The organism is Streptomyces sp. NPDC107575, from assembly GCF_055657265.1.
This window is the reverse complement of record NZ_JBVKBG010000001.1, coordinates 1,404,831-1,418,713: the sequence shown is the minus strand read 5'-3', so window position 1 is coordinate 1,418,713 and position 13,883 is coordinate 1,404,831. Positions and strand designations below refer to the sequence as shown.

Sequence of the window (13,883 nt, the reverse complement as noted above, 5' to 3'; positions counted from 1 at the left end):
GGTCCCGCCCATGCCGCACCTTCACCGCCGCAGATTCCTGCAGGCCGTCGGCCTCACCGGCGCCATGGCCGCCCTCCCGGCCCTCACCGGGGCGAACCCGGCGCGGGCGGCGGGCCGTTCGTCCGCTCCCCCGGACGACATCGCGGCCATCTACCACCGGGTGCTGCTCGACCACACCCGCTGGTCCGAGACCCAGTGGGACGCCGCGCTCGGCCACTACACGGCGAAGGACTTCGGTTTCGCCGTCGTGCTCGGCAACGCGGTCCTGCTGACGCAGGGCACGTACGACGGCGACCGGGCCGGCATCGACCGGGACACCCTCAAGGCGCGCACGCTCGCCACCCTCCGGCACTTCGCGGCGTCGAACCGGCTCACGGGCGGCACCGAGTGGGGCCGCAAGCTGTTCTTCGACACCACCTTCCAGTCGTACTTCGTGCTCGCCGCGCGCCTCCTGTGGGACGACCTCGACGCCACGACGCGCGACCGGATCGACACCATCACGCGCGAACAGGCCGCGTACACCACGTCCTTGGGAACCGGCGACGACCCCGACTCGGGCGACTGGACGCCGAACGGGCTCAAGGGCGGCCACGTCGGTGACACCAAGCTGGAGGAGATGGGCCTGTACGCGCAGACCCTCGCGCCCGCCCTGGCCTGGGCCACCGACGACCCGCGCCACTCCGACTGGGACTCCGGCTACGGCACATGGTCGCGCAACGAGGCCGGGCTTCCGCCCGCCGACCTCGCCAACCCCGCGCTCGTGGACGGGGTGCGTGTCTCGCGCAACACCGCGCGGAACCTGTACGACACGTTCATCGTCGAGAACCACGGCTCCTTCGGCCCGCACTACCAGGAGGAGCTGTGGCGCACCTCGGGGCGGAACGCCGCGCACTTCCTGGCGGCGGGCCGGCCGCTGCCCGAGGTGCTGACGAAGCAGCCGAACGCCGAGCCGCTGTGGCGCACGCTCCTCGGTGTCATGAGCGACGCCGGTGAGCCGTTGATGCCGATGGTGAACGACCGCGAGCATCTGTACGGCCGGGATGTCATCCCGCTGGCATTCTTCGCGCAGGTGGTGGGCGACCGGGCCGCCGCGCGCGCCGAGCAGGCGCTGGCCGAGCGGCTCGAGGCCTACCAGAAGTATCCGCCGGAGCACCGCCTCGCCAAGTTCTCCGGGGAGCCGAAGTACGAGCCGGAGGCACGCGCCGAGCTGGCCATCAGCTATCTATTGCATGTGTGGGCGGCGGCGGAGGGACGCGAACCGGTCCGCCCGTACTCGCAGGAGGAGTTGTTCGCCCACGCGTCCGGGGTCACGGACTTCGGCGCAGGGCCCGGTCTCGTCTCGCACCAGACACGATCCGCGTGGGCGGGCGCCGTCAGCAAGCCCGGCTTCGTCAAGTTCGCCTGGCAGCCGGCGCACGACGACTGGCTGTTCAAGCTGAGCGGCGCGACCCCGATGTTCCTGCCCTCCTCCAAGGGCAAGGTGTCCCGCCGCTCGGTGCGGCTCTACGAGTCCCTGCGCGACGGCTTCGACGGCAGCGCGAGCGTCCTCCGACTCGACGGCGGCTACGCGGGGTTCGCCACGCTCCCGACAGGCTCGGTGGTCTACGCGACGAACGGGACCGGCGCGGGCGAGGGCCACCTGGAGATCCACAACCTCACGATGCCGGGCATGGCGGGCCTCGACGGGTCGCGCACGTACCGTTTCGAGGAGGGCAGCGCGACCGTGCGGGCCGGGGATGGGTCCGGGGGCCCGACGGCGCGCGTCGACACGGTCGATGTGCCGCGCACGGCGGTGCGGCACATCCGGATGCTCGGGGTGCGGCCCGATCCGACGTACGGGTACTCGCTGTTCGCCCTGGAGGTACGCGACGGCGCGGACGGCGCGGATCTCGCGCGCGGCGGGACGGCGACCGCGTCGTCGAGCGAGTCGGGCAAGGAGCCGGGCCTGGCCGTCGACGGTGACGCGACGACCCGCTGGGCCGTCTCCAAGGCCGACCGTCCGCGCGCGGACAGCTGGCTCGCGGTGGACCTCGGCGCGACGCACGACGTTGACCGGGTGACATTGCGCTGGGAGGCCGCCGCGGGCCGCGCCTACCGAATCCAGGGCTCGACGGACGGCGAGACGTGGGACGACCTCGCCACCTGGCCGGAGCCGGACGTGAGCAGCCGGGGCGGCTGGCTCGACATCGACGGCAGGGCCGGGCTCGTCGTCCGTGGTGGCAAGCACCCGATCGCGGTGTACGGAGACACCATCACGGCGGCGGACGGCCCGGCGGCGCCCGTGGTGGTCGAGGGCTTCGCGGACTCGTCGGCGAGCGCCCTGCGCGCGCTGGCCCGCAAGCCCTCCGCCACGACAGAGTCCGATGAGGTGCAAGTAGCCCTCACCGACGGCCACTTGAGCCTGTTCAATCTGTCGGGCGGGCGCGTCACCACCACGGTCGAGGTCCCGCAGTCGGGTGGCCGTCGCACGGTCTTCCAAGGCGACCAGAGCGTCACCGACGACGGTGTCACCTACCGGGCGGACCTCGACGCGGCGGAGGCGGCACTGCTCGCTCCCCGGTTCACGCTGGCTCCGCTGCCGGGCCAGAGGCTGCCCGCCGGTCTGCGCGTCCGTGTGGTCGACGGCGCCACCCTCCGGCTCTCCGGCGCCACGTGCCAGGTCCGCGTCGAGGCGCAGGGACGCGGTGCTGTCGCCACGGTGTCCCGTGCGCGGGAGACGACGCTGCACCTCCCCGGCGCCACCGCCTTCCCATTGGACGACCGCGCGCTCGGCCGGACCGTCTTCCCGACCAGCCCGCTGCCCGAGGGCATGTCCGACCCGGCCGCGGCGTTGGACGGCGACCGCGGCACATCGTGGCGTCCTGGGCCCGGTGGGCGACTGGTCGTCGACCTCGGCGAAGCGGTCGCGCTGCGCAGCGTGGAGGCCGAGTGGACGGTCGGCGGAGCGCCCGCCGCCGAGGTGGAACTCAGTGCCGACGGGATCGACTACCGGGTCGCGGGCCGCCTCGACGGCAAGCGCCCGGACCGGACGCTGTCTCTCGACTCGGCCACGGCCCGCTACGTCGCGTTCAAGGTGACCGGCGAACGGGCCACGGACGCCCGGCTGGTGCGGCTGTCCGTGCGCTGACCTGCGTACCGCCGCCGCTTGAGGAACCCGGTCACCCGCGTGCGGCCGGGTTCCTCGGCGTACCTGAAGGCGGGCCAAGACGGACTCAAGGCGGGCTCAACGGGCCTGCCCAGCCGACTCGTTGCACCTCGGAAATCTCCGCACAACCCCTTGACCCCACCCGGGCAGCGCCCGCACAGTACCCGTTAATGCGCATTACCTAATACGCATTACCAACCACGGACACCCGAGGAGCGGCAGGCGTGGAGCAACCCAGGAAGCGGGCGAAGCCGGGACGTGCCCCCGCTCCGGCGGGCCGGAAGTCCCGTCCCCGGCAGGCCGAGGTGGCGCGGCTAGCCGGTGTCTCGCAGGCGACCGTCTCGCTGGTCCTGAACGCCCGCCGCGACGGCAAGGGCGCGACGATCTCCGAGGAGACGCGGCAGCGGGTCCTCGACGCGGCGCGCAGCCTCGGCTACGTCCCCGACCCCGCCGCCCGCCGTCTGGCGGCCGCCCGCAACAACCTGCTCGGCGTCTTCAGCTTCACGTCGACGTTCCCGACGGATGTGCAGCACTCGTACTACCCGTTCCTGGTGGGCGTGGAGCAGGAGGCCGCGGCGCGCGGCTACGACCTGGTCCTGTTCACCGCCTCCAGCGGTGGCGGTCCTGACGCGCTCAGCCGGGTGCGACTCGCCGACGGCTGTCTCTTCCTCGGCCGGCATGTGCCGCGCGCCGAACTGAAGCGGCTCGTCGCCGACGGGTTCCCGGTCGTGCACCTCGGCCGCCGGGAGGAGTTGGAGGGGCTCGCCTGGGTGGGCGCCGACTACGTGAGCGCGAGCCGTGACGTGGTGGCACACCTCGCCGGTTTGGGGCATCGCCGCATCGTGCTCGTGCGCGAGGACGACGACGCCCCCGCCTCCACGGACCGTCAGCAGGGTTTCCTCGACGGGCTCGACGAGGCTGGGATCGCGGGCGGCCCCGACGCCGTGCTGCGGTGCGCCGATCCGGCGTCCGAGGTGACGGCCGAGCGGGTCCGGGAACTGGTCGCCGGCGGTGTCACCGCGTTCGTGGCGGAGGAGACGGACACCGGGGCCGCGTGGCAGGCCCTGAAGGCTGCGGTGGCGGAGGCCGGACTCTCGTGTCCCGGTGATGTCTCCCTCGCTCTGCTCGGCAGCCCGCCGCCGGAGCTGGCCGAGGGGCCCGTCCCGACAGGCTTCGACGTGCCACGGCACGAGTTGGGCGCGGCGGCGGTGCGCCTGCTGTCCGCCCAGGTGGCCGGCGAGCAGGCGGACGAGCCGTTGGTGGCCTGCGAGTTCCGGGCCGGGGCGACGGCCGGACCGGCGCCACGCCCCTGAACCGCACACACGCATCAGCACACCCATACACAGCGACACGAACAGCACGAAGGAGTCATGTGTTTCCCGAACCGGAGATCCTCATCGTCGGCGGCGGCCTCGGTGGTGTCGCCGCGGCGCTTGCCGCCTGCCGCGCCGGGCGCCGTGTGGTGCTCACCGAGGAGACCGACTGGATCGGCGGGCAGCTCACCGCGCAGGCCGTGCCGCCGGACGAGCACCCGTGGGTGGAGCAGTTCGGCACGACTGCCTCGTACCGGGCGCTGCGGGAGGGCATCCGCGCGTACTACCGGCAGTGGTATCCGCTGCGCGGCGAGGCGCTCGCGCTGCCCGAGTTCAATCCAGGCGCGGGCCGGGTCAGCAAACTGTGCCATGAGCCGCGGATCGCGCTCGCCGTCCTGGAGGGGATGCTCGCGCCGCACCGGGCGAGCGGTCTGCTGACCGTTCTGACGGAGCACAAGGCGGTGTCCGCCGAGTCGGACAACGATGTCATCACCGCGGTCTCCGTACGGGATCTGCGCACCGGCGTCGTCCGCGGGTTCACCGCTCCGTATGTCATCGACGCCACCGAGACCGGCGAGCTGCTCGCCCTCGCGGACGTCGAGCACGCCAACGGGGCCGAGGCGCAGGCGGAGTTCGGGGAGCCGCACGCGCCGGCCGAGGCGCAGCCGGAGAACCAGCAGGGCATCACGGTGTGCTTCGCGCTCTCGCACCACGGGGGCGAGGACCACACCATCGAACGGCCCGAGGACTACGATTTCTGGCGCTCGTACCGGCCGGACTTCTGGCCGGGCCCGCTGCTCGGCTTCGATGCCCCCGACCCGCGCAGCCTGGAGGCGGTCCCCCGCACCTTCGTGCCGAACCCGGAGCTCGATCCGCTCGCCGTGAGCGCCGACCAGAGCGCGGACGCCGGTGACAAGGAGCTGTGGGGCTTCCGCCGGATCCTCGCCCGCAAGCTGCACCGGCCGGGCGCCTTCGACTCGGACATCACGCTCGTCAACTGGCCGCTGAACGACTACTGGTTGAAGCCGTACATCGGACAGGAGGCCGAAGCGCTGCGCGAGGCACGGCAGTTGTCGCTGTCCGTCCTGTACTGGCTGCAGACCGAGGCCCCCCGTCCCGACGGCGGCACCGGCTTCCCGGGTCTGCGCATCCGCCCCGACGTGACCGGCACGGCCGACGGCCTCGCAAAGGCGCCGTACGTGCGCGAGTCCCGCCGCATCAAGGCGGTGACGACGGTCGTGGAGCAGGACGTCTCCATCGATGTCGTCGGCCCGTACGGCAGGACGCGCTACCGGGACTCGGTCGGTGTCGGCGGTTACCGCATCGACCTGCACCCTTCGACGGGCGGTGACAACTACATCGACGTCGGCTCGGTGCCGTTCGAGATCCCGCTGGGCGCGCTGGTGCCCCGCCGGGTGCGCAATCTGCTGCCCGCCGGCAAGAACATCGGCACCACCCACATCACCAACGGCTGTTACCGGCTGCACCCGGTGGAGTGGAACATCGGCGAGATCGCGGGTGCGCTGGCCGCGCACTGCCTGGCCGAGGACGTGTCCCCGCACCAGGTGCAGGCGGAGGACAAGCGGTTCGACGAGTTCGGGCGGCTGCTCGACCGGGCGGGCGTGCAGCGGCACTGGCCCGACGTGCGCGGCTACTGACCTTCCATCCAGCAGGCGAACGCACAAGGAGGTGCGTACGACATGAGCACACGGATACGCGTCGGGATCGACGTGGGCGGCACGTTCACGGACGCCGTGGCCGTCAACGCCGCGACGCTCGACCTGGTGGGCCAGGTGAAGGTGCCCACGAGCCATCATCACGAGGACGGGGTCGCGCACGGCATCGTGCAGGCCCTCGACCGATTGCTCGCCCAGGTCGACCGCACCCCCGCCGATGTCACCTTCCTGGCGCACGGCACGACGCAGGCCACGAACGCGCTCCTGGAGGGCGACGTGGCGACGGTCGGGCTCGTCGGCATCGGCACCGGAGCGGGAGCGGTGCTCACCCGGCGGCTCGCCGCGCTCGGCAAGCTGGACCTCACACCGGGCAAGAAGCTGCCGCTCGCGTACGCGCACGTCCCGGACCCGTTCGACGCCGACGCGGTGCGGGCCGCGGTGACCCGCGTACTGGAGGAGGGCGCCGAAGTCCTCGTCGCCACCGAGCCGTTCGGCGTCGACCGGCCCGACGGGGAGCAGGCCGTGCTCGACGCGGCACGGCCGTCCGGTCTGCCGATGGCGGCGGCGCACGAGATCACGTCGCTGTACGGGCTGCACAAGCGGACGCGGACAGCAGTGGTGAACGCGGCGATCCTGCCGCGGATGCTGGCGACCGCGGAACTCGTCGACTCCTCGATCACCAAGGCGGGGGTGAGCGCGCCGCTGATGGTGATGCGCTGCGACGGCGGTGTCATGTCGCTCGCCGAGATGCGCCGCAGGCCGCTGCTCACGGTCCTGTCGGGTCCGGCGGCCGGGGTCGCGGGCGCGCTGATGCAGGAGCGGATCAGCGAGGGCGTGTTCCTGGAGACGGGTGGCACGTCGACCGACATCAGTGTGGTGCGGCGCGGCAAGGTAGCGGTGCGGCACGCGACGATCCTCGGCAAGACCTCGTATCTGAACGCGCTCGATGTGCGCACCGTCGGCGTCGGTGGTGGCTCCATGGTGCGGCTCGGAGACGGGAAGGTGGCGGGTGTCGGGCCGCGCAGCGCGCACATCGCGGGCCTGCCCTACGCGTGTTTCGCGACATTGGACGAGCTGCGGGACGCGAAGCTCGCCACGGTGGCGCCGATGGACGGCGATCCTGCCGACCATGTCGTACTGGACGCTGCGGGCGGCCGGTTCGCGCTCACGATGACGTGCGCGGCGAACGCGCTCGGCCGTGTGCCCGAGGGCGACTTCGCGCGCTGCGACCAGGAGGTGGCACGGGCGGCACTGGCGCCGCTGGCCGCCCGGCTCGGCACCGACGTGGCGGGCGCGGCGCGTGCCGTGCTCGACGCGGGCGCGGCGCAGGTGCGGGCCGTCGTGGACGCGATGGTCAAGGACTACCGGCTCGACCGCGACACCGCCGTCCTGGTCGGCGGGGGCGGCGGCGCCGCGTCCGTCACCCCGCACCTCGCGGCAACCTGCGACATGGAGGGGCGCATCGCCCGGCACAACGAGGTGATCAGCCCGATCGGCGTGGCCCTCGCGCTGGTGCGTGAGCAGGTCGAGCGGATCGTGCCCGGCGCCACGCAGGAGCAGATCCTCGCCGTGCGCGCCGAGGCCGAGCGGGCGGTGGTCGCGCAGGGCGCCGCGGCCGATGGTGTCGAGGTCGAGGTCACCGTCGACCCGCAGACCAGCACCGTGCGGGCCGTCGCCACCGGCGCCACCGAGCTGCGCACGCAGGACCGGGCGCACCGGGCCGACGACACGGAGCGGCTGCGCGCGGCCGCCACCAGCCTCAAGGCGCAGCAGGCGCAGGTCGACGTGCTGGCGTGCACCGACGCGTACACCGTGTACGGCACCGAGGTGAAGCGCCGCCTCCGGCCCGCGCGGCGGCCGGTGCGGGTCGTGGACGCGGACGGTGTCGTGCGGCTCGGGGCGCCGGACGCCCGGGTGGAGACGACGACCGTGGGCGCGGCCGGCGAGACGCTCGCGGCGCTGGTGCGGGACGCCACCTCGTACGGGGACGGCGGGACGCGGGCGCCCGCAGTGCGGCTGCTCGTCGGCGGCCGGATCGCCGATCTGTCGGGGGTGCTCGAACCGGGCGCGCTGCTCGCCCTCGCGCGCAGCGAGTTGCGGTCGCGCGCGGCCGACGAGCCGGTGGTGGCGGTCGTGGAGTCCCGCGCATGAGCGGCGGCGCCGACCGGGACCACGACCTGGACCTGGCGGTACGGCTGCTCGCCGGCACCCCGACACACGAGGGCCGGGACCTTCTCCTGCTACGCCAATGGGCGCTCGCCGCCGAGGAGTTCGGGGCGCGTCTGGCGCCCGATGTCATGAGCGCGCGGATCGTCGAACACCAGGACGGCGGACTCGCCGAGGGTCTCCTGGCCCGCTACCGGTCCCGGCCCGCTCAGATCGAGCTGTACATCGACACCATCGAGCGCGCCGAACGACTCGTCGACGAGCGGGGCTGGCGCTCCTGGTTCCCCGAGGGCTCGGTGCGGGCGGCGGCGCTCGCCCACGAGCGGGCCCACGAACATCTCCACCACGCGCGCGTGCGGGCCGAGTTCAAGCGGGCGCTCGGCCACACGGCGCTGCGGCTCGGACGACGCCGCGTGTACGCACACGTCGCGGGCGCCGACGAACTGGCCGCGCACGCCTACGCCCGCGTCGCCTGCGGCCTGGGCCGCAGCCCCCTGCTGCTCACGGAGGCCCTGGCTGTCGCCGTGACACCTCCCGACAGAGCCGTACACCCCTACAGAGCCGTACACCCCGACAGAAGCGAGAAGTGACATGGGTGTCGTCATCCTGCTCGTCATGGCGGCCGGAGTCGCCGCCATGCTGAGCCGCAAGCTCCCCACCGCGTTCGCGCTCGTACTGCTCGCCGTGGTGATCGCCTTCCTCGCGGGCGCCCCGCTCACCGGCAAGAACAGCGTTCTGGACACGGTCCTCCAGGAAGGTGCCCCGGCGCTCGCCTCGACGATGATCGCGATCCTGCTCGGCTCGTGGCTGGGCAAGCTCCTGGAGGAGACCGGCATCGCGGGCACACTGGTCCGCAAGATCGTCGAATTCGGCGGTGACCGGCCGGTGTTCGTGGCGCTCGGTGTGCTGGCCGTGTCAGCGCTCGTGGGCACCGTGACCGGGTCCGCGCCCGCGGCGATGCTCGCCGGGCTCATCGGGATCCCGGCGATGATCGCGGTGGGTGTCCCGAAGGTGACGGCCGCCGGGACGATCCTCATGGGCATCGCCGTGGGCATCCCCTTCGAGCTGCCGGTGTGGCAGTTCTTCTCCACCGCCCTCGACCTGCCGATCCCGACGGTACGCGGCTTCATGGTGAAGCTGTTCCCGTTCGCGCTGGTGGCGGCCCTCGCCTACGTACTGATCGAGTCGCGGCGGCGCGGCGTGGAGCACACGTGGTCGCTGCGCTCGCTGCAGGACCGGCCGCGGGCCCGCGCGCGCAAGCCGCTGGGCGACGCCCCGTGGTACGCACTGCTAACACCGGTCGTGCCGCTGGTCCTGGCCCTCGGCTTCGAACTGGCCATCATTCCCTCGCTGTTGGCGGGTGTGCTGTACGCGCTGGTGACGACGACACGGCCGCGCGAGATGAACCGCCGACTGCTGCGCACCCTGTACGGCGGCTTCGAGGTGGCCGCCCCGCCGATCACCCTGTTCGTGGCGATCGGCATCCTGCTCGCCGCGGTGAATCTGCCCGGCGCGGTCGACGCGCTCGAACCGCTGGTGAAGGCCGTCAGCCCGCAGAACGCGGTGCTGTTCGTGCTCGTCTTCACCGTGCTCGTGCCGCTGTGCCTGTACCGCGGGCCGCTCAATGTGTTCGGCCTCGGCGCCGGCATCGCGGGCGTCCTCATCGCCACGGGTGTCTACCCGGCCGTCGCCGTCCTCGGCATGACCACTTCGTACAACCAGGTCTTCGGCGTCGCCGACCCGACCAGCACCCAGACGGTGTGGAGCGCCCAGTACGCGGGGGTCTCACCGCAGCAGGTGATGGTGCGCACTCTGCCGTACGTGTGGGCGGTGGCGCTCGGCGGACTGTGCGTCACGGCCGCGACCTACCTCTGACATCAACGCAACTTGAGGAGCTGACCATGCACCGTCGTACGTTCCTGCGCGCCGCTGCCGTCACGGGCCCCGCCGTGGCCCTCGGCGGGCTCCCGGCCCTTCCTGCCGCGGCCGCGCCGGGCGGCTTCCCCGACTACACGTACGTGCGCACGCTGCTCTCCCCCGCCGATCTGAAGTACAACCCGACGGGCGAGATCATCTTCCCGACCGTGCGCGGCGTGTACGACAAGTTGGCTTCGCCGCTCGGCCGTTACTACCTCTACTACGCCCCGCACGACGCGCCCGGCGGGATCTGCCTCGCGTACGGGGACTCGCTGGAGGGCCCGTTCACCGAGTACCCGGACAACCCGATCGTGTCGAACGACTGGTCGCCGCACTACTCGGTCAGCCATGTCTCCTCGCCGCACGTGATCTGGATGCCCCAGCACCGGGAGTTCTGGCTCTACTTCCACGGCGAGAACACCACGACGCGGCTCGCCCGCTCGAAGGACGGCATCCACTTCACGTACGACAAGGTGGTCCTGTCGACGTCGATGATGCCGACGGGCACGACCGAGACCTCGTACGCCCGGGTCTTCGCACATGAGCTTCCGGCGCGCGGCGCCCACTACGTGATGCTGTTCATGCTGAACAACACGACCAACCACCGTGACATCTGCTGGGGTTGGTCGGCCGACGGCCGAGGCTGGACGTTCGACCAGACACCGCTCGTGCGGCACTCGGACGTCGATGCGGTCAATGTGGGCGGCCCGCACCTGCTCACGCGCGGCGGCTCCGCCTTCGTCGTCTACAACAAGGACAAGGAGAGCGGCGGCGACCTCATGATCACGGAGGTCGGCGCCGACTTCTCGCTCCGCAAGCACCTCGGCGTCTTCTACGACTCGGGGGCCGCCGCCCCGGAGAACGGCCGGGCGGCCGCCCCCTCGTTCGGCACCCGGAGCGGGGTGCCGTACATGGTGTACGAGGCCGGGGAGCGGCTCGCCGGGGCGATCGCGGTGGCCCGCGGCTGACCCGGGTCAGTCGCTCGCGGGGGCGGCGGCCGGGGTGTCCCGCGGGGACGCCGCCGGTGCCGCCTTCGCCCGGCGCCACGGGCCGCGGAAGAGCAGCGACGCCGGGACGAACACGGCCATGCAGCACGCGCAGACGACCAGCCAGGCGCGCCAGCCGTCGGATTCGACGACGCGGGGCACGACGAGGAGCACCACCACTCCCATCGCCTTGGTGAGGAAGGTGAACACACCCCAGGCGGTGCCCTGCAGGCGCGGGTCGACGTCCTCGGCGTTCTCCGAGAAGTTCGCCATCCACGGCCCGTAGGCGCAGCCCATCACCCCGCCGAGGAGCGCCCCGGTGACGGCGATGTGCAGGTGCGAGACGTCCTCGCGGCCGACGAGGCCCGCCAGGTACGCGGTGAGGAGCACGCTCACCACCGTGCCTCCCACGCAGAACGGCTTGCGCAGTTGCAGCCGGTCGGAGAGCCGTCCGGAGACGACGAGCGTGAGGATGTTCAGCGTCCAGAACGCCGCCATGATCTTCGAGGCGGTCGCGGCGTCGAGGTGGAAGCTCTCGGCGAGCATGGTCTGCCCGTACACGACAAGGGTCACGTACAGCACCAGCCAGCACGCGATGCCGACGACATGGGCCCAGATGTTCCGGTGCGCGAACAGGTCCCGGGCGCGGGCGGGCTTGGTGTGGTCCGCCCGCCCGAGGGTCTCGCGCTCGGACTGCACGATACGGGCGCGCAGTTCGGGCGAGAGGTCCGCGATGTTGAAGGCGATCACCACCGACAGCACGAGGGACACCGAGCCCATGATGACGAACTGGGAGCGCCACGAGTCGTCGAACAGCGGCAGCGTGGTGCTGGCGACCGCCGCGGCCAGGAAGCTCGCCCCGACCGGGCCCCAGGTCCAGAAGCCGAAGGCCTGGGCGCGGCCCATCCGCGGCGAGAAGTCCCGCACGAGCGGCGCGGTGCCCGCCATGGCCATGCCGTCGACGACCGACAACACGGCGCGGACGGCGAGGAGCTGTCCGGCCGAGTGGACCGTCGTCATCAGGAAGCAGCAGCCCGCGGTGAGCATCAACAGCGGCACGATGAGCCGCACCCGGCCCACGGTGTCGGTGAGCCGCCCGCCGACCATCGACGCGATGGCACCGGCGACGAGCGCGAGGGCGGAGACACCGCCGTAGGTGGTCAGCGAGATGTCCAGGTCGTCGAGGAGCAGGGGCACCACGGGTGCGATCTGGCCCTCGTAGGAGGCGATGAGGACGGCGAGGACCGCCATCGACAGGATGCGCATCCGCTGTCGGGAGTCCGGGTACTCGTCGAGCTCGCGCACCTGGAAGAGCCGGATGCGCGGGCGCCGCCCGGTCACTCGCCGATCCCGCCGAGTCGTACGTGCCCCTTGATGAGGTTGCGGGCGATGGTGCGCTTCTGGATCTCGTCGGTGCCCTCGAAGATGCGCAGCAGGCGCAGCTCGCGGTACCAGCGCTCGATGGGCAGTTCCTTGGTGTAGCCCATGCCGCCGTGGATCTGCAGGACGCGGTCGACGACCTGGTTGGCCATCACCGCGCCGTTGAGCTTGGCGATGGAGGAGGCGTGCCGGGCGTCCATGCCCTGCTGGGCGCGCCAGGCCGCGTACAGGGTGAGCCACTTCGCGGACTCGATCTCGACCTGGGAGTCGGCGATGTGCCACTGAATGGCCTGGTAGTCGGCGATGGGCCGGCCCATCGAGTGCCGCTGGCGGGCGTAGTCGACGCCCATCTGGAGCATGCGCTCGGCGGAGCCGATGGCCCGGGCGGGGATGAGGTAGCGGCCCTGGCCGATCCACTGCATGGCGAGCTGGAAACCCCTACCGACCTCGCCGAGGACGTTGCGGCCGGGGACGCGCACCTCGTCGAAGACGAGCGCGGCCGGGCCCCACTCGCCCATGGTCTCGATCGGTTCGGACTTCCAGCCCATGTCACGGTCGACGAGGAAGCAGGTGACCCCGCCGTCGGCGCCCTTGTCCGGGTCGGTGACCGCGAACACCATCACGAAGTCGGCCTCGTTGCCACCGGTGATGAAGGTCTTCTCGCCGGTGATCAGCCAGTCGTCGCCGTCGCGGACGGCGCGGCTGCGGATGTTGCGGGCGTCGGAGCCCGCGCCGGGTTCGGTGATGGCAAAGCAGGAGCGGCGCTCACCCTCGATGGTGGGCAGCAGGTACTGCCGCTTCTGCTCCTCGTCGCAGGCGTAGAGGATGTTGTCGGCGCTGCCGCCGAAGCTGAACGGGACAAAGGTGCGGCCCATCTCCATCGCGATGATCGCGGACATGACGGCGCCGAGGTTCATCCCGCCGTACTCCTCCGGGGTGTTCACACCCCAGAAGCCCGACCTGCGGGCCTTGGCGCGGAGCTCGGCGACGACTTCGGGTTCGACACCCCGCTGACCGGCCCGTTCGTTGCGCAACACGTCCTGCTCCAGCGGCATCACCTCCTTGGTGATGAACGCGCGGACGGTGTCCCTGATCTGACGTTCCTCGGTGGACAGCGAGAAGTCGACCATGGAAGTGCCCCCTCAATCCGTGAACGGGAAGCCCGGGAATCCTGGAACGGGAATCTAGGAATGTGTTCAAGTTGCCCGTGGCCCGCCGGTCGGTCAAGAGGTCGGAACGAGTTCAACCGGGCTTCTGGCGCGGAGAATTGGCTGATTCTAAAATTCGGTTCGGTACGGGA

9 protein-coding genes are annotated in these 13,883 nt (G+C 71.8%); 7 read left to right on the top strand and 2 right to left on the bottom strand.

Going from position 1 to position 13,883, the window contains the following annotated elements; genetic code table 11:
- Nucleotides 1–10 precede the first annotated feature (10 nt).
- The 7 genes from ACZ7L4_RS06620 (at nt 11) to ACZ7L4_RS06590 (ending at nt 11,185) form a co-directional block, all read left to right on the top strand.
- Entirely contained in the window at nt 11–3,127 is a 3,117-nt protein-coding gene (locus tag ACZ7L4_RS06620; RefSeq protein ID WP_472100237.1) for a discoidin domain-containing protein, read from the top strand.
- 242 nt (nt 3,128–3,369) lie between these two features.
- Nucleotides 3,370–4,458: a LacI family DNA-binding transcriptional regulator gene (locus ACZ7L4_RS06615; protein WP_472100235.1), complete on the top strand. Its 1,089-nt coding sequence runs from the start codon at nt 3,370–3,372 to the stop codon at nt 4,456–4,458.
- A gap of 59 nt (nt 4,459–4,517) precedes the next feature.
- A complete protein-coding gene (locus tag ACZ7L4_RS06610; protein WP_472100233.1) occupies nt 4,518–6,116 on the top strand; it encodes an FAD-dependent oxidoreductase in 1,599 nt (532 codons plus the stop codon).
- Between the two features lie 42 nt (nt 6,117–6,158).
- Complete coding sequence (locus ACZ7L4_RS06605) at nt 6,159–8,285, top strand: hydantoinase/oxoprolinase family protein (RefSeq protein WP_472100231.1); 2,127 nt, start codon at nt 6,159–6,161, stop codon at nt 8,283–8,285.
- Complete coding sequence (locus ACZ7L4_RS06600; RefSeq protein ID WP_472100230.1) at nt 8,282–8,890, top strand: hypothetical protein; 609 nt, start codon at nt 8,282–8,284, stop codon at nt 8,888–8,890. Before ACZ7L4_RS06605 ends, ACZ7L4_RS06600 begins: the two co-directional genes overlap by 4 nt.
- A 1-nt stretch (nt 8,891) precedes the next feature.
- Nucleotides 8,892–10,175 carry a TRAP transporter large permease gene (locus tag ACZ7L4_RS06595; protein ID WP_472100229.1) on the top strand — a complete coding sequence of 428 codons (1,284 nt, stop codon included), beginning with the start codon at nt 8,892–8,894 and terminating at the stop codon, nt 10,173–10,175.
- 26 nt (nt 10,176–10,201) lie between these two features.
- Entirely contained in the window at nt 10,202–11,185 is a 984-nt protein-coding gene (locus tag ACZ7L4_RS06590) for a hypothetical protein (protein ID WP_472100227.1), read from the top strand.
- 6 nt (nt 11,186–11,191) lie between these two features.
- On the opposite strand, the gene ACZ7L4_RS06585 is transcribed toward ACZ7L4_RS06590, so the two are convergent.
- Nucleotides 11,192–12,544, bottom strand: a complete 1,353-nt coding sequence (locus tag ACZ7L4_RS06585) for an MFS transporter (protein WP_472100225.1) — start codon at nt 12,542–12,544, stop codon at nt 11,192–11,194.
- Nucleotides 12,541–13,713 (bottom strand): acyl-CoA dehydrogenase family protein, encoded by a 1,173-nt coding sequence (locus ACZ7L4_RS06580; protein WP_472100223.1) that lies wholly within the window; start codon nt 13,711–13,713, stop codon nt 12,541–12,543. The genes ACZ7L4_RS06585 and ACZ7L4_RS06580 overlap by 4 nt, the downstream gene beginning before the upstream one ends.
- Nucleotides 13,714–13,883: the final 170 nt, after the last annotated feature.

Bases quoted from the DNA above. Each gene is read 5' to 3' on its own strand.
- ACZ7L4_RS06595 (WP_472100229.1), top strand. From the start codon at position 8,892: ATGGGTGTCGTCATCCTGCTCGTCATGGCGGCCGGAGTCGCCGCCATG.
- ACZ7L4_RS06580 (WP_472100223.1), bottom strand. From the start codon at position 13,713: ATGGTCGACTTCTCGCTGTCCACCGAGGAACGTCAGATCAGGGACACC.
- ACZ7L4_RS06600 (WP_472100230.1), top strand. From the start codon at position 8,282: ATGAGCGGCGGCGCCGACCGGGACCACGACCTGGACCTGGCGGTACGG.
- ACZ7L4_RS06620 (WP_472100237.1), top strand. From the start codon at position 11: ATGCCGCACCTTCACCGCCGCAGATTCCTGCAGGCCGTCGGCCTCACC.
- ACZ7L4_RS06590 (WP_472100227.1), top strand. From the start codon at position 10,202: ATGCACCGTCGTACGTTCCTGCGCGCCGCTGCCGTCACGGGCCCCGCC.
- ACZ7L4_RS06605 (WP_472100231.1), top strand. From the start codon at position 6,159: ATGAGCACACGGATACGCGTCGGGATCGACGTGGGCGGCACGTTCACG.